The organism is Pseudomonas sp. KCJK8993, from assembly GCF_046230915.1.
Taxonomy (GTDB): domain Bacteria; phylum Pseudomonadota; class Gammaproteobacteria; order Pseudomonadales; family Pseudomonadaceae; genus Aquipseudomonas; species Aquipseudomonas piscis.
Window position 1 is genome coordinate 1 of sequence record NZ_JBJJLO010000141.1, and the last position, 15,021, is coordinate 15,021.

The window sequence follows — 15,021 nt, forward strand, 5'->3', positions numbered from 1 at the left end:
GCGCCTGCTGGTCGAGGCCCTGGCGTTCTGCGACCGATGGGGCTTTGCTGCCACCCGCCTGTGGACCTTCAAGGGGCTGGATGCGGCACGCGCCCTGTATGAGGAACAGGGTTTTGTGCTGGTGCAGGAACAGGTGGGCGAGCAATGGGGCGCGGCCGTGATCGAGCAATGTTTTGTGCGGCCAGGAGTGGAGCCTGGTAGCCGCTGCTGAGCCTGTGAAGCGGCGTAAAGCCCGCAGGGCCTTGCCTGGCGATCCTGTGTCGAACCCATAGCGGCCCTGAACACCTGCATCCCGGCGACGCGGTGTTCGCAGTCCGGGGCAGCGCTACAGCCAGGCGTTCGGTGGTAGGGTTAGCTCCCTGAAGACTATCGATCTGCGGAGAAGCATCCCATGCAAGCCATCAAGCTCAGCCTGCCGGCATCCCTGGACAACCTGAAGGCCGTGGAACTGCCCGACCCGGGCCAGCCCGGCGCCGGGCAGATCCGCGTGCGGATCCATGCCTGTTCCCTGAACTATCACGACTATGCGGTAGTGACCGGTGGCCTGCCCACGGCCGATGGACGAATTCCCATGGCCGATGGCGCCGGTGTGGTGGAGGCCGTGGGCGAGGGCGTCAGCGAGTTCGAGGTCGGCGACGCGGTGGTGTCCTGCTTCTTTCCCCATTGGCATGACGGAGGCCCGGCCATCGCCGACTTCAGCACCACCCCTGGCGACGGCGTCGATGGTTACGCCCGGCAGGTGGTGGTCCAGCCCAGTCACTGGTTCACCCACGCACCCAAGGGCTACAGCCATGCCGAGGCGGCGACCCTGACCACCGCCGGGCTCACCGCCTGGCGTGCACTGGTGGTGGACGGCGGCCTCAAGGCCGGTGAAACCGTCCTGGTGCTGGGCACGGGCGGGGTGTCGATCTTCGCCTTGCAGCTGGCCAAGGCCATGGGCGCGACGGTGATCGCCACTTCGTCCTCGGACGCCAAGCTGGCGCGGGTGCGCGAGCTGGGGGCCGACCACACCATCAACTACCGCACCCAGCCGGAGTGGGGCGCCGAGGTGCTCAAGCTCACCGGCGGGCGGGGCGTCGATCATGTGGTGGAAGTGGGCGGCCCGGGCACCCTGGCCCAGTCCATCACTGCGTGCCGGATCGGCGGGCACATCGCCCTGATCGGCGTACTCACCGGCTGGGCCGGGCCGGTACCCACGGCGGCCCTGATGGCCAAGCAGCAGCGCCTGCAAGGCTTGATCGTCGGTAGCCGCCAGCAGCAGATCGAGATGGTCCGTGGCCTGGAAGCCACCGGCGTCAAGCCGGTGATCGACAGCACTTTCCCCTTGGCCGAGATCGCCAAGGCTTTCGCCCATGAAGCCTCCGGCGCCCACCTGGGGAAAATCTGCCTGAGCCTGTGATGCGTTACCGCAGCCCAGCTCCAGCCTATCGATCGGATCCCCTACGGGGCCGATCCCTGTAGACACCCCCCTTACCCATTACCAGGCAAGAGCCACTTTCGGGTCATAACGATGACCCGACTTGAGCATGCCAAAGGCGCATCGGTGCGATTGTCTCGCCCTGGCGGCCGGCTCTGGTCTAGAGCTGGCCGTCGATGATGGCTGTGGCCACGGCCTGGCGAAACCAGCGAACGGCGGCGCAGCTGTCGCTGTTGGGATGCCAGTGCAGGGAGACTTCGAACTCCGCCACCGGGAATGGCAGTTCCAATTGCCGCAAACCGCCTTCGAGGGTGAACAGGCGGGCGATCTGCGCCGGCAGCACCGTCAGCAGGTCGGTGCCGGGCAGCACCTTGGGCAGCACCGAGAAGTGCGGCACGTGCAGGCTGATGCGCCGCTTGGCGCCCATCTGCTTGAGTACGTCCTCGATGCTGCCGTGGCCGGTGGTGCGGGTCACGGCGATATGCCGCTCGGCGAGGAACTGCTCCAGGCTCAGCTGGGTGCCGATGCGTGGGTGGCGGTCGCTGAGCAGGCACACATAGCGCTCGCGGATCAGCACCTGGCTGCGGGTGCCGGGCAAGGGTTTACGGCAGATCAGTGCATCGACCTTGGCGCTGCTGAGCCATTCGCCGGCCTGGTCCACCTGCAACGGCAGGACCTCGACTTCGGCTGCGGGCGCCTCCTGGTTCAGGTGCGCCAGGATCAGCGGCAGGAAGCCCATTTCGCCAAGGTCGGAGAGGGCGATGCGAAAGCGCCGCTCGGTGGTCGCCGGGTCGAAGTGCCGGGTGCTGTGCACGGTGTTTTCGATCTGCGTCAGGGATTCGCGAAAGACCGGGTACAGCTCGTTGGCCAGTTGGCTGGGCTGGATACCGTCCCGGGTGCGGCTGAACAGGCTGTCGTCGAACAGTTCCCGCAGGCGCGCCAGGGCGTAGCTGACCGAGGGCTGGGTAACGAACAGGCGCTCGGCGGCCAGGGTCACGCTGCGGGCTTCATAGAGGGTGACGAAGGTACGGATCAGGTTCAGATCGATGTGGCTCATGTTGCCTCATTGATATAGATGGCTCCTATTTCTAGTAGAAATAGTATCGATTTGATCCATTTACTGGTGGCTGCAAGAGTAAATCAGATTCTAAAGAACAGCGGCAAAGGCCCCTATGAAAACCATCCATAGCGCCTCCTACGACATCCTGCGGCAACAAGGCCTGACCACCATCTTCGGCAACCCGGGCTCCAATGAGCTGCCCTTTCTCAAGGGCTTCCCCGAAGACTTCCGCTACATCCTCGGCCTGCATGAGGGCGCGGTGGTGGGTATGGCCGATGGCTTCGCCCTGGCCAGCGGCCAGCCGACTTTCGTCAACCTGCACGCGGCGGCCGGCACCGGCAATGGCATGGGCGCCCTGACCAACGCCTGGTACTCCCACAGCCCGTTGGTGATTACCGCCGGCCAGCAGGTGCGCTCGATGATCGGGGTCGAGGCGATGTTGGCCAACGTCGACGCTCCGCATCTGCCCAAGCCCCTGGTCAAGTGGAGCCATGAACCGGCCTGCGCCGACGACGTGCCCCGGGCCCTGAGCCAGGCGATCCACATGGCCAGCCAGGCGCCCAAGGGTCCGGTTTACCTGTCCATTCCCTATGACGACTGGGCTCGCCCCGCATCGGCCGGGATCGAGCATCTGGCCCGACGCCAAGTGGCCTCTGCCGGGCTGCCCTCGGCGGCGCAGTTGCGTGCCCTGGCGCAGCGCCTGGCGGCGGCGCGTAACCCGGTGCTGGTGCTGGGGCCGGATGTGGACGCCAGCCAGAGCAACCAGCTGGCCGTGCAATTGGCGGAAAAACTGCGCATGCCGGCCTGGGTCGCGCCGTCGGCTTCGCGCTGCCCGTTTCCCACCCGTCACCCGAGCTTTCGTGGAGTACTGCCGGCTGCCATTGCCGGTATCAGCCACTGCCTGGCGGAGCATGACCTGATCCTGGTGGTGGGGGCCCCGGTGTTCCGTTACCACCAGTATGCGCCGGGGGACTACCTGCCCGAGGGCGCCGAGCTGCTGCACATCACTTGCGATCCCGGCGAAGCGGCACGGGCGCCCATGGGCGATGCGCTGGTGGGGGACATTGCCCAGACCTTGCAGGCCCTGGTCCGGGCGCTGCCGGACTGCGATCGGCCACAGCCCCAGGCCTTGCCGCCGGCCGCTCCGATCGAGGAACAGGGCGGCGTGCTGCGCCCGGAAACCGTGTTCGACGTGATCGATGAGCGGGCGCCCAAGGATGCGATCTACGTCAAGGAATCCACTTCCACCGTCGGCGCCTTCTGGCAGCGTGTGGAGATGCGCGAGCCCGGCAGCTACTACTTCCCGGCTGCCGGCGGCCTGGGCTTCGGCCTGCCAGCGGCGGTGGGGGTGCAACTGGCCCGGCCGGAGCGGCGGGTGATCGCGGTCATCGGCGACGGCTCGGCCAACTACGGCATCACCGCGCTGTGGACCGCCGCCCAGTACCAGGTCCCGGTGGTGTTCATCATTCTCAAGAACGGCACCTACGGCGCCTTGCGCTGGTTCGCCGACGTGCTGCAGGTCAGCGACGCCCCGGGGCTGGATGTGCCCGGCCTGGACTTCTGCGCCATCGGCCGCGGCTATGGCGTGCATTCGGTGCAGGCCAACACCCGTGAGGAGTTCGCCGAGGCCCTGGTCACGGCTCTGGCAGGCAAGCGCCCCGTGTTGATCGAAGTGCCGACCCTGACCATCGAACCCTGAGGACCGCCTTGTCGCCGGGCTCTGTGCCTGGCCTTGTCCAGCGCAACCTGCAGACTCACCAGAAGAATAAAAAAGAGGTGGTTATGAACATGACTCCGGTCGCTGCAGCGATGGGCGATGCGCCCCAGTCGGCGCCTCCCCGTTCCACTCGCGTCGATATCGGCACCTTGCTCGACCAGGGTCCCTTCACGGGGATGCAGAGGCTGGTGGTGCTACTGGCGGCGCTGTCCATCGTCATGGACGGCTTCGACGGCCAACTGATCGGTTTCGCCATTCCACTGATGATCAAGGAGTGGGGCATCACCCGCGAGGCCTTCGCTCCGGCGGTCGCGGCCGGGTTGATCGGCATGGGTATTGGCAGTGCCTGTGCCGGGCTGTTCGCCGACCGTTTCGGTCGGCGCATGGCGATCATCGCCAGTGTGTTCGTGTTTGGCACGGCCACCTGCGCCATCGGCCTGGCGCCGAATGCGCTAGTGGTGGCGGTCCTGCGCTTCATCGCCGGGCTGGGCATCGGCGGTGCACTGCCCAGCGCGACCACGATGACGGCCGAATTCACCCCGATGCGCCGGCGCACCCTGGCGGTGACCGCGACCATTGTCTGCGTGCCCTTGGGCGGGATGCTGGCGGGGCTGTTCGCCTCCCATGTACTGCCGCTGTATGGCTGGCGCAGCTTGTTTTTCGTCGGTGGCAGCCTGCCGCTGGTGCTGGGCCTGACCTTACTGGCGGCGCTGCCGGAGTCACCGCGCTTCCTGGCGCGCCGGCCCCAGCGCTGGAACGAGCTGGGCACCTTGCTCGGGCGCATGGGCCGGCCGATGGCGACGGGGGTGGTCTACACCGATGCCCTGGAGCAGAGGAGTGAGAAGCAGGGCGGTTTCCGTGCCTTGTTCACCCTGGGGTACGGGCGTGACACCCTGGCCACATGGGTGGCCTTCTTCATGTGCCTGACCGCGGTCTACAGCGCCTTCAGCTGGCTACCGACCCTGCTGCTGTCCGAAGGCCTGGAGCTGTCGGTGGCCGGTTCCGGGCTGACCGCCTACAACCTGGGCGGGGTGATCGGCGCGTTGGCGTGCGCGGTGGCCATGACTCGCTGGGGCTCCTTTTGGCCGCTGCTGACCTGCTGCGCCGGGGGCGCGGCCAGCGCCTTCCTGTTGCAGGTGGTGGACATCCACCAGGACACCGGGCTGCTGATCTTCGGCTTCGGGGTGCACGGCCTGTTCGTCAACGCCGTGCAGTCCACCCTGTTTGCCCTGTGCGCCTTTATCTACCCCACCAGCGTACGCGCCACCGGCACCGCATCGGCCCTGGCCTTCGGGCGCCTGGGGGCGGTCTTCAGTGCCTTCGCCGGAGCCCTGGTGATCACCCGGGGCGGGGCCCAGGGCTACCTCATGCTGCTGGGCTCGGTGATGGTTCTGGCGCTGCTGGCGCTGTTGCTGGTGCGCCGGCACATTCCCCGGCGCCTGCCGGGCCAGCCATGAATGCGGCGCGGTTCTTGAACCGGCCGCTCGATCAGGAGGCTCGATGAACATCACCATTCTCGGCGCGGGCGCCATGGGTTCGCTGTTTGGCGGCCTGCTGGCGGAAAGCGGGCAGCAGGTGACCCTGCTGGACATCGACGACGCGCACCTGGCGGCGGTCCGTAACGACGGCCTGCTGCTGGTCACCGACAGCGGCGAACGGCGCATTACCGGCTTGAACGCCTGTCGCCCGGAACAGGCCACGGGGCACCCCGACCTGTTGCTGGTCTTCACCAAGAGCCTGCACACCGACAGCGCCTTGCGTAGCGTTGCCGGGCATATCGCCGGGCACACCCGGGTGCTGACCCTGCAGAACGGCCTGGGCAATGCCGAGGCGCTGTCGCGGCATGTGGCCCCGCAGCAAGTGCTGATCGGCATGACCCTCTGGCCCGCCGACATAGTCGGGCCTGGCCAGGTGCAGTCTCATGGCCAGGGCATGGTCCGGGTGCTGGCCCTCGATAGCCGCGAACGCCAGGCCAGTCAGGAGGTCGCGGCAGTGCTGGACGGCGCCGGGTTGAACTGCGCGGTGGACCCCGAGGTGTGGACGTCGATCTGGGAGAAGGTGGCCTTCAATGCAGCGCTGAACAGCCTGTGCGCGGCCACTGGCTGCACCGTCGGCCAGTTGGACGCGGCGCCGGAAGGCGTAGCCCTGGCCCGAGCCATTGTGCTGGAGGTGGTGGCGGTGGCCCGGTCCCAGGGGATAGTGCTGGATGCCCGGCGCTGCCTGGACAGCGTGGCCTTGGCTATCGCCAACCACCGCACGCACAAGCCGTCGATGCTGCAGGACGTGCTGGCCGGAAGGCCTACGGAAATCGGTGCGATCAACGGCCAGGTACTGGCCCGGGCGCGGGAGGCGGGTGTGGCCGTGCCCCACACCGAAACCCTGCTCGGCCTGTTGCGCCTGATCGAAAAGCGCATCGTCGCACCGTAGGAAGTGGTCCGTATTGTGCGAGCCATCGGTGTATGAATGCTGTTCTTTAAGGAGATTCTTCATGAGTGAGTCCAACGCGGCGTATCGCGACCTGCATCTGCAACCCATCGCCGGACAGTGGCGCGCCGGTGCCGCCGGCAAGACCCTGGCGGTGACCAATCCGTTCGACGGCGCTCTGCTGCTGGAAGTGGCCCAGGCCAACCGCAGCGACCTGGACGCCGCCTACGCCAAGGCCGCCCAGGTGCAGCCGCAATGGGCGGCCCTGGGGCCATCGCAGCGCGCCGCGGTGCTGCATCGGGCGGTGGCGATCTTCGACCGGCGCCAGGAGGAAATCGTCGACTGGATCATTCGTGAGTCCGGCAGTACGCGGATCAAGGCCCTGGCCGAGTGGGGCGCGGCCAGGGCCATCACCCTGGAGTCGGCGTCCTTCCCGGCGCGGGTCCACGGGCGGATTGTCGAATCCGATGTGCCGGGCAAGGAAAGCCGGGTCTACCGCAGTGCCCTGGGGGTAGTGGGGGTGATCAGCCCGTGGAACTTCCCGCTGCACCTGACCCAGCGTTCCCTAGCCCCGGCCCTGGCCCTGGGCAATGCAGTGGTGGTCAAGCCGGCCAGCGATACCCCGGTGTGCGGTGGCCTGCTGCTGGCCAGGATCTTCGAGGAAGCGGGCCTGCCCGCCGGGGTGTTCAGCGTGGTGGTGGGGGCCGGTAGCGAGATCGGCGATGCCTTTGTCGAGCACCCGGTGCCGGCACTGATCACCTTTACCGGCTCGACCCCGGTGGGGCGCGGCATCGGCCGTATCGCCAGTGGCGGCGAACACCTCAAGCATGTGGCCCTGGAGTTGGGGGGCAACAGCCCGTTCGTGGTGCTGGACGATGCCGACCTGGAACAGGCGGTGAACGCCGCAGTGTTCGGCAAGTTCCTGCACCAGGGGCAGATCTGCATGGCGATCAACCGCATCATCGTCGATGAGCAGCTCTATGACGCCTTCGCCCAGCGCTTCGTGGCCCGGGTCAAGCAGCTCAAGGTGGGTGATCCCCAGTCACTGGACACGGTGATTGGCCCGGTGATCAACGCCCGCCAGTTGCAGGGCCTGCAGGCCAAAATCGCCCTGGCCCGGGAGCAGGGCGCCGAACCTTTGTACGAGGGCGGGCAGAACGGCAACCTGCTGGCGCCCCATGTGTACGGCGAGGTGCGTGCCGACATGGACCTGGCGCGCAATGAAATCTTCGGCCCGCTGGTGGGGTTGCTGCGTGCCCGGGACGAAGCCCATGCCCTGGAGCTGGCCAACGACAGCGAATTCGGCCTGGCCAGCGCGGTGTTCACCGGCAACCTGGAGCGCGGGGTGAACTTCGCCCGGCAGGTGTGCGCCGGCATGACCCACATCAACGACGTGCCGGTGAACGATGAGGCTAACGCACCCTTCGGTGGCGAGAAGAACTCCGGGCTGGGGCGCTTCAACGGCGACTGGGCGATCGATGAGTTCACCCGGGACCACTGGATCAGCCTGCAACACCGGCCGCGCCAGTATCCCTTCTGATCCGGCGCCCTGAGTAACGCCCATCCACCCGGGCCCGTCGTAAGTGGACGGGCTGTTGTCTGGATCAGCGCAGCGCGCTCTAGCCCATCGCGGGCAAGCCTCGCTCCGACCCTTTCCTTCACTGATCGACATGGCCGGCCTGTCGAGACACGGCTGCGCCTATGAAAAGCGCAGAACCATAATGCTGTCGGCCGAGGGCCGGGCTTCTCGAACGCTGCCTGGTCAACGGCCGGGGCACGTGGACCGAGGCGCTGACGCGTGGGCATGCCAACGCCGCCTTGCGCTATGCCGGGATCTTCGGTTCAGCGCTGGTCCAGGCTCCGCTCCAGGCGCCGGATGCCTTCTTCCAGCAAGGCTCGCGGGCACCCGAAGTTCAGGCGCACGAACTGCTGGCAATCGTCGCCGAATTCCAGCCCGGCACTGAGGCCGACCTTGGCTTGCTTGAGAAAAAAGGCGTGGGGGTCGTCAAGGCCCAGGGCGCTGCAATCGAGCCAGGCCAGGTAGGTGCCTTGCGGTGCGTGCATATGGATGCCCGGCAGGCGGGTGCGTACCGCTTCGAGCAGGTAGTCGCGGTTGCTTTGCAGGTAGGCGATCAGTTCCTGGCGCCAGGCGTCGCCCTGGGTCAGCGCGGCGTGGGTGGCTTCCAGGCCCAGGGGGCTGACGCTGTCTACCATGCCGGCGCGGGCGTTGTTGAAGGCCAGGCGGGTGGCCGGGTCCTGGACGATGGCGAAGCAGGTCTTCATGCCCGCGACGTTGTAGGCCTTGCTGGCCGACATCAGGGTGATGGTGCGCCGGGCGATCTCCGGGCCGAGGGTGGCAGTGGGAATGTGCCGGCGACCGTCGAAGCACAGCTCGGCGTGGATCTCGTCGGACACGATCAGCGCGCCCTGTTCCAGGCAAGCCTCGGCCACCGCTTGCAGTTCTTCCCGGGGGAAGACCTTGCCCAGGGGATTGTGCGGGTTGCTCAGGAGCAGCGCGCCGGCGCCCTGCAGGGCCTGGCGCAGTTCGGCCATGGGTGTGGTGTAGGTGCCGTCGGCGGTGGCCTGGAACGGCACCTCGATCTTGCGCAGTTGCCAGTTGCCGGGAGCCAGGCGCAGCGGGCGGTAGTTGGGGGTCTGCACCACCACCTGCTGGTGCGGCTTGACGAAGGCGCGCAGGGCCATGTTGAAGCCCGGCTCGACCCCGGGCAGGAAGATCAGCTCATCCGGTCGCACGCGCCAGGCGTACTTGTGCCACAGGTCGGCGACGACCGCCGCGCGCAGTTCGTCGCGGGCCACGCTGTAGCCCAGCAGCGGATGCTCCAGGCGCTGGCGCAGGGCGTCGATGATCTCTGGCGCCGCGGCGAAGTCCATGTCCGCCACCCACATCGGCAATACGTCCTCGGGGTAGCGGCTCCACTTGGTACTGCCGGTGCCGTGGCGTGGGTGCAGGGTATCGAAGTCGTAGCTCATGGGCGGGTCTCGTCGGCTTGCAAGGCAAAGGTGCAGAGATTCTAGCTGGCTTGTCCTGCATTGGGCATGGCCCTAGGGGACGCGCACAAGGCAGCTTTTCCCTTGCCTGTGCCTCATAAAAACCTCGTTTCGCGAGGCCTGGGGTTCGGCGAACAATGAGCCCGGCATGCGCCTGTCCCCTGATGTGGGGCGTGCTGGCGATGCACTAGCGATCGGTTTGTTCTTCCTACAAAAACAACAGGGAGCAAGCGATGAATTGTCCTTCGAACATGACCTGGCCGGCCCCTGCGCCCGGGCCCCGGGACACTTCCAACGAACCGGGCCATGGCGCCCGCGGCAACACCGCCAGGGCCTCGTCGCCCTCGGTACGGCACTGAACGAGCTTGCTCTTGCCTGGCGCGGTACCGCCCGTGGCTACGGTCGTTGCCAGGCTCATGCGGTGCGGGTTCGTGCGGGCGGACCGGCTTATTCGAGGATGGGTACATGTCCAATATCTTGCGTTGCGGCGTTGCGTGGTCGCTGCTGGTGCTGTGCACTGGCGTGGCGGCCGAACCGCGGAACCTCACGGTCATCTCCTTTGGCGGTGCGACCAAGCAGGCCCAGGAACAGGCGTACTTCCAGCCGTTCGAGCAGAGTGGCGCGGCCCGGGTGGTGGCCGGGGAATACAATGGCGAACTGTCGAAGATCAAGGCCATGGTCGAGGTCGGCAAGACCAGCTGGGACGTGGTCGAGGTGGAGAGTCCTGAGCTGTTGCGCGGTTGCGACGAAGGGCTGTTCGAGCCCCTGGACCTGGGCCAGTTCGGTGACCCCGGGCAGTTCGTGCCCGGCACCCTGACCGAGTGTGGCGTAGCGACCTATGTCTGGTCGATGGTCATGGCTTTCGCTCCGCAAAGGCTGGCCAGGGCGCCGGAGTCCTGGGCCGATTTCTGGAATCTCAAGGATTTTCCGGGCAAGCGTGGCTTGCGCAAGAGTGCCAAGTACACCCTGGAGATTGCCCTGCTGGCCGACGGCGTGCCGCCCGCGCAGCTGTACCAGGTGTTGGCTACCCCGGAGGGCGTGAGCCGGGCTTTTGCCAAGCTCGACCAGATCAAGCCGTACATCCAGTGGTGGGAAGCCGGCGCCCAGCCGCCGCAATGGCTGGTGGCCGGGGACGTGGCGATGAGCGCCGCGTACAACGGGCGGATCGCCATGGCCCAGAAGGAGGGCATGCAGTTGAGCATCCTCTGGCCCCAGAGCCTGTACGACCCGGAGTACTGGGCGGTGGTCAAGGGTTCGCCGAACAAGGCCCTGGCCGAGCAGTTCATCCGCTTCTCCAGCCAACCGGAGGCGCAGAAGGTGTTCTCGCAGCACATCCCCTACGGACCGGTGCACCGCCAGGCCCTGGGGCTGCTACCGCCTTCGGTGCAGCGGCAGTTGCCCACCTATGAAGCCAACTTGCAGGGCGCACGGGCGGTGGATGCCGGCTTCTGGGTCGACCATGGCGAGGACCTGGAGCAGCGTTTCAACGCCTGGGCCGCCCGCTGAGCGAGCGCACCCTGGTTGGCAGGTTCAGGGCAAGGGATAGCTGCCGGGCACCAGCAGTTGCCGGTCGACCTGCTCGATCCGGGTGTGGCCGCAAAGCGCCAGGGTCAGGTCCATTTCCCTGGCGATGATCTGCAAGGCCTGGCTGACCCCGGCCTGGCCCAGCGCGCCGAGGCCATACAGGTGGGCCCGGCCGATCATCGCGCCCTGGGCGCCCAGGGCCAGGGACTTGATCACGTCCTGGCCGCTGCGGATGCCGCTGTCGATCCAGACCTCGGCCTGGCCGCCAACGGCGTCGACAATGGCCGGCAGCATGGCGATGCTCGACGGTGCGCCATCGAGCTGGCGCCCGCCGTGGTTGCTGACGATCAATGCGTCGGCGCCGCTGGCCACTGCCAGGCGGGCGTCCTCCACGTCGAGGATGCCCTTGAGGATCAGCGTGCCGCCCCAGCGCTGCTTGATCCACTGGATGTCGTCCCAGCTCAGGCAGGGATCGAACTGCTGGTAGGTCCACTCCGCCAGTTGGCGCATGTCGTGCACGCCGGTGACGTGGCCCATGATGTTGCCAAAATGCCGACGCCGGGTGCCCAGCATGCCGGCGACCCAGCGTGGCTTGCCCAGCAGGTTCAGCAGGTTGGCCAAGGTCGGCCGGGGTGGGGTGCTGAGGCCGTTCTTCAGGTCCTTGTGCCGTTGCCCGCTCAGTTGCAGGTCGAGGGTCAGCACCAGGGCGTCGCAACCGGCGGCCTTGGCTCGGTCGATCAGGCGACCGACGAAGTCGCGGTCGCGCATCACATACAGCTGGAACCAGAACGGCGCGGCCGTGGCCTCGGCCACGTCCTCCAGGGAGCAGATGCTGACCGTGGACAGGGTGTAGCGGATGCCCGCAGCTGCGGCGGCTCGGGCCGCGAGGATTTCGCCATCGGCGTGGACCATTCCCGCCAGGCCGGTGGGGGCGATGGCCAGGGGCATGGCCATGTCGACGCCCAGCCTGTGTACCTGCAACGAGCGATTGTCGATATTGCGCGCTACCCGTTGACGCAGCTTGATTCCTGCGAAGTCGGCCTGGTTGGCGTGGTAGGTGCTCTCGCTCCAGGAGCCGCCGTCGACATAGTCGTAGAACATCCGTGGCACCCGGCGTCGGGCCAGCCGGCGCAGGTCTTCGATGCAGGTGATGATGGGCATGGCGCACTCCTGTGTGATGGATCGCAGCAGACTAGTGCGCCGGGCCAGGAGCGTTGCGGAAAACAATTCCCGGCGTGCGGGCGTTTTTTTCCCGGAGCCGGTAAGGGCTGTTTCAGCCCTGGGCGTGGGCGTTGCCCTGGGCCACGGCGTCACGGCAGATGCGTTGCAGCCAGTGGGCCAGTTCCCGGGCGGCGGGCGAGGGCAGGGGGATGTCCAGGGTGTAGTGGTAGGACGGTGGACTGCTGATTTTCCCGAGGATCACCAGGCGTCCCTGGGCCAGCCAACTGCGGGCCAGGGACGGCCGGGCCAGCACCACGCCTTGGGCATTGGCCGCGGCCTCCAGCAGCATGCCCAGGTCCAGCAGGGTCGGCCCCTGGTCGGGTTCCGGCAAATCCAGGCCGGCGGCCTGCAACCAGGGACGCCAGGGTTCCAGGGGCGAGCGCAACAACGGCAGCCGGGCGAAATCCGCCGGCAGTTGCAGAGGGCGGAAGCGGGCGAGCAGGGCGGGAGCGGCCATCGGCAGCAATTGTTCGTCGAGCAAGCGCCTGGCTGCTGGCGCGTCGAGACTGTCGCCACGGACCTCGAGGTCGCACTGGCCATTGCTGATGTTGGACAAGGGCGCCGAGAGCTGGATCTGCAGGTCGATCTGCGGATGGCCCCGGCTATGTTCATCAAGACGCGGGATCAGTACTTGGCGGGCGAAGGTCGGTGGGCTGCACAAGATCAACCGCTGCTTGCGCTGCACGGTGCGCCGGTGCTGGGGAATGTCCAGCAACTGTTGCAGCACCGGTGCTACCTGTTCCAGGTACAACTGGCCGTCGGCAGTAAGCCGCAAGCTACCACCCTGGCGCTCGAACAGGCTCAGCCCCAGCAATTGCTCGAGCCCGGCGATGCGCTTGCGCAGCGCGCTGCCCGTCAACGCCAGGACCTCGGCCGCCTGCTCGAAGCTCTTCAGCCGGGCGGCACTTTCGAAGGCCAGCAACGCATCCAGGGAGGGCAGGCGATAGTCGCTTAAATCCTTCATGCAGGCTCCTTTGAAGCCTGGGAAAAAACTTCCCGGCCAGTTGGCGTTTTATTCCAGCGCACCCCGGAGGGTTCTGGCTAGCATCGCGGTGCACCTTGATGCCCTGTGGGCACGGTCGTCATTGCCAGACAAACCTCTTCAGCCGGCTTGTGGCCGCTGAACACAATAAAAAGGAATCCAGGCCATGTTCAAACTTTTGATCGGCGGTCTACTGCTGTCGCTACTGGGCACTTCGCTTCAGGCTGAGGAACTGACGGTGGTTTCCGTTGGCGGGCTCAATCAGCAGGCGCAGCAGCGAGCTTTCTACGAACCCTTCACCCAGCGGTACGGCGGCACCCTGCGAGCGGGTGAGTACAACGGCGAGATGGGTAAGATCAAGGCCATGGTCGACACCGCAAGCGTGACCTGGGATGTGGTGGAGGTGGATCATGCTCAGCTGCTGCGCGGTTGTGAAGATGGGCTGTTCGAGCTCCTGCCGGCTATTCCGGGGATCGACGCCAAGGACTTCGTCGATGGTGCGGTCAGCCCCTGCGGGGTGGGAATCTTCATCTGGTCCACGGCCCTGGTTTATGACCCCAAGCGTCTGCCACGAGCTCCCGGACACTGGGCTGACCTATGGAATCTCAAGGATTTTCCCGGCAAGCGCGCCCTGCGCAAGGGGGCCAAGCTGACCCTGGAAATCGCCCTGATGGCAGATGGTGTCCCTCGCGAGCAGGTCTACGCCAGGTTGCGTGAGCCGGCAGGAGTGGACCAGGCGTTTGCCAAGCTGGACCAGATCAAACCCTACATCCAGTGGTGGGAGGCTGGTGCCCAACCATTGCAGTGGCTGGCTTCCGGTGACGTCAGCATGACGTCGACATACACCGCTCGAGCGGTCAACGCTCAGGTGCAAGGGCATGACTTCCCCCTGGTGTGGAATGGCAGCCTCTACGACATGGATAGTTGGGCCATCGTCAAGGGCAGCCGACAGCGTGAACGGGCACTGAAGTTCATAGCCTTGGCCAGTGAGATCCAACCACAAAAGCAATTTGCCCAGCTCATGCACAACGGCCCGGCCAGATTGCAGAGCCTGGCGCTGATCCCTTTGGCGGTGCAGGAGCGTTTTCCCACGGCATCGGCCAACATGTCCCAAGCGCTGAAGGTCGATAGCGACTTTTGGCTTGACCACGGTGACGAGTTGGAAGAGCGCTTCAATGCCTGGGCGGCGCGTTGATGCCCAGGTGCTGTTCTCGAGCCTCGCCAGGGGATTGTCGACCTTGGCCTGTCCAGTCGGGTAGGCAGGTCGTGAAAAGAAGAGGCGAGCAACGTGCGGGAGTGCATGCTGTCATCTCACGCCGCCGGAGCTAGGAAGTACGCCAGCTCGGTTCGCAACCTTAAAAACCGCGCGGTAGAAAAAATATCGAATAAGAGTTGCCAGGACTGGAAAACACGTCCATAATTGCGACCATTCCTCAGCGAGGAAACGGAAAAACTCTTTATAAATCAACAGGTTAAATAAAGAGTTGGGAGATTGAAAAGATCTCCAAGCCGTTCCAGTTTGTACGTGTTCAGTGTTGTTTTTCAGGCGCTGGACATTTGGGGCCGAGTAGCAAAATGGTTATGCAGCGGATTGCAAATCCGCCTACGCCGGTTCGATTCCGACCTCGGCCTCCACCCTTGAAAACCCCGTAGATTAACGTCTACGG

12 protein-coding genes, 1 tRNA gene and 1 pseudogene are annotated in these 15,021 nt (G+C 66.0%); 9 read left to right on the plus strand and 5 right to left on the minus strand.

The annotated features are described in order from the left end of the window. Both ACK6AU_RS28595 and ACK6AU_RS28600 read left to right on the plus strand, forming a co-directional pair. Positions 1–211, plus strand: a pseudogene (locus tag ACK6AU_RS28595) (MarR family transcriptional regulator); the annotation flags it as partial. Positions 212–391: 180 nt separating this feature from the next. Then, complete coding sequence (locus tag ACK6AU_RS28600) at positions 392–1,399, plus strand: zinc-dependent alcohol dehydrogenase family protein (protein WP_409302919.1); 1,008 nt, start codon at positions 392–394, stop codon at positions 1,397–1,399. A 178-nt stretch (positions 1,400–1,577) separates the two neighbouring features. Here the strand turns inward: ACK6AU_RS28600 and ACK6AU_RS28605 are convergent, their stop codons facing one another. Further along, positions 1,578–2,474: a LysR family transcriptional regulator gene (locus ACK6AU_RS28605; RefSeq protein WP_409302921.1), complete on the minus strand. Its 897-nt coding sequence runs from the start codon at positions 2,472–2,474 to the stop codon at positions 1,578–1,580. 115 nt (positions 2,475–2,589) lie between these two features. Here ACK6AU_RS28605 and mdlC point away from each other — a divergent pair, with 115 nt between their 5' ends. From mdlC to ACK6AU_RS28625, 4 genes are all read left to right on the plus strand, one after another. Continuing rightward, on the plus strand, positions 2,590–4,176 hold the full coding sequence (gene mdlC, locus ACK6AU_RS28610; protein WP_409302923.1) for a benzoylformate decarboxylase: 1,587 nt from the start codon (positions 2,590–2,592) through the stop codon (positions 4,174–4,176). Positions 4,177–4,259: 83 nt separating this feature from the next. Continuing rightward, positions 4,260–5,651 (plus strand): MFS transporter, encoded by a 1,392-nt coding sequence (locus ACK6AU_RS28615; protein WP_409302925.1) that lies wholly within the window; start codon positions 4,260–4,262, stop codon positions 5,649–5,651. A 43-nt stretch (positions 5,652–5,694) separates the two neighbouring features. Next, positions 5,695–6,621, plus strand: coding sequence for a ketopantoate reductase family protein (locus ACK6AU_RS28620; protein WP_409302927.1), 927 nt, complete (start codon positions 5,695–5,697; stop codon positions 6,619–6,621). A 61-nt stretch (positions 6,622–6,682) separates the two neighbouring features. Then, entirely contained in the window at positions 6,683–8,158 is a 1,476-nt protein-coding gene (locus ACK6AU_RS28625) for an aldehyde dehydrogenase family protein (protein ID WP_409302929.1), read from the plus strand. Between the two features lie 302 nt (positions 8,159–8,460). Here ACK6AU_RS28625 and ACK6AU_RS28630 read toward each other — a convergent pair whose 3' ends face one another. Further along, the gene (locus tag ACK6AU_RS28630; RefSeq protein ID WP_409302931.1) at positions 8,461–9,609 is read right to left on the minus strand and encodes a MalY/PatB family protein; all 1,149 of its coding nucleotides are present in this window, start codon (positions 9,607–9,609) and stop codon (positions 8,461–8,463) included. A gap of 226 nt (positions 9,610–9,835) precedes the next feature. Further along, the gene (locus tag ACK6AU_RS28635) at positions 9,836–10,045 is read right to left on the minus strand and encodes a hypothetical protein (protein ID WP_185701826.1); all 210 of its coding nucleotides are present in this window, start codon (positions 10,043–10,045) and stop codon (positions 9,836–9,838) included. Between the two features lie 47 nt (positions 10,046–10,092). Between ACK6AU_RS28635 and ACK6AU_RS28640 the strand changes: the two genes are divergently transcribed. After that, positions 10,093–11,133, plus strand: a complete 1,041-nt coding sequence (locus tag ACK6AU_RS28640; protein ID WP_409302933.1) for an ABC transporter substrate-binding protein — start codon at positions 10,093–10,095, stop codon at positions 11,131–11,133. A gap of 24 nt (positions 11,134–11,157) precedes the next feature. Here the strand turns inward: ACK6AU_RS28640 and ACK6AU_RS28645 are convergent, their stop codons facing one another. Both ACK6AU_RS28645 and ACK6AU_RS28650 read right to left on the minus strand, forming a co-directional pair. After that, on the minus strand, positions 11,158–12,312 hold the full coding sequence (locus ACK6AU_RS28645; RefSeq protein ID WP_409302935.1) for an L-lactate dehydrogenase: 1,155 nt from the start codon (positions 12,310–12,312) through the stop codon (positions 11,158–11,160). Positions 12,313–12,424: 112 nt separating this feature from the next. Next, the gene (locus ACK6AU_RS28650; protein WP_409302937.1) at positions 12,425–13,336 is read right to left on the minus strand and encodes a LysR substrate-binding domain-containing protein; all 912 of its coding nucleotides are present in this window, start codon (positions 13,334–13,336) and stop codon (positions 12,425–12,427) included. Between the two features lie 184 nt (positions 13,337–13,520). On the opposite strand from ACK6AU_RS28650, the gene ACK6AU_RS28655 reads away from it, so the two are divergent. Next, positions 13,521–14,549: an ABC transporter substrate-binding protein gene (locus ACK6AU_RS28655; protein ID WP_409302939.1), complete on the plus strand. Its 1,029-nt coding sequence runs from the start codon at positions 13,521–13,523 to the stop codon at positions 14,547–14,549. Positions 14,550–14,915: 366 nt separating this feature from the next. Next, a tRNA-Cys gene (locus ACK6AU_RS28660) sits at positions 14,916–14,989 on the plus strand. Positions 14,990–15,021: the final 32 nt, after the last annotated feature.

Bases quoted from the DNA above. Each gene is read 5' to 3' on its own strand.
- ACK6AU_RS28600 (WP_409302919.1), top strand. From the start codon at position 392: ATGCAAGCCATCAAGCTCAGCCTGCCGGCATCCCTGGACAACCTGAAG.
- ACK6AU_RS28605 (WP_409302921.1), bottom strand. From the start codon at position 2,474: ATGAGCCACATCGATCTGAACCTGATCCGTACCTTCGTCACCCTCTAT.
- mdlC (WP_409302923.1), top strand. From the start codon at position 2,590: ATGAAAACCATCCATAGCGCCTCCTACGACATCCTGCGGCAACAAGGC.
- ACK6AU_RS28615 (WP_409302925.1), top strand. From the start codon at position 4,260: ATGAACATGACTCCGGTCGCTGCAGCGATGGGCGATGCGCCCCAGTCG.
- ACK6AU_RS28620 (WP_409302927.1), top strand. From the start codon at position 5,695: ATGAACATCACCATTCTCGGCGCGGGCGCCATGGGTTCGCTGTTTGGC.
- ACK6AU_RS28625 (WP_409302929.1), top strand. From the start codon at position 6,683: ATGAGTGAGTCCAACGCGGCGTATCGCGACCTGCATCTGCAACCCATC.
- ACK6AU_RS28630 (WP_409302931.1), bottom strand. From the start codon at position 9,609: ATGAGCTACGACTTCGATACCCTGCACCCACGCCACGGCACCGGCAGT.
- ACK6AU_RS28635 (WP_185701826.1), bottom strand. From the start codon at position 10,045: ATGAGCCTGGCAACGACCGTAGCCACGGGCGGTACCGCGCCAGGCAAG.
- ACK6AU_RS28640 (WP_409302933.1), top strand. From the start codon at position 10,093: ATGTCCAATATCTTGCGTTGCGGCGTTGCGTGGTCGCTGCTGGTGCTG.
- ACK6AU_RS28645 (WP_409302935.1), bottom strand. From the start codon at position 12,312: ATGCCCATCATCACCTGCATCGAAGACCTGCGCCGGCTGGCCCGACGC.
- ACK6AU_RS28650 (WP_409302937.1), bottom strand. From the start codon at position 13,336: ATGAAGGATTTAAGCGACTATCGCCTGCCCTCCCTGGATGCGTTGCTG.
- ACK6AU_RS28655 (WP_409302939.1), top strand. From the start codon at position 13,521: ATGTTCAAACTTTTGATCGGCGGTCTACTGCTGTCGCTACTGGGCACT.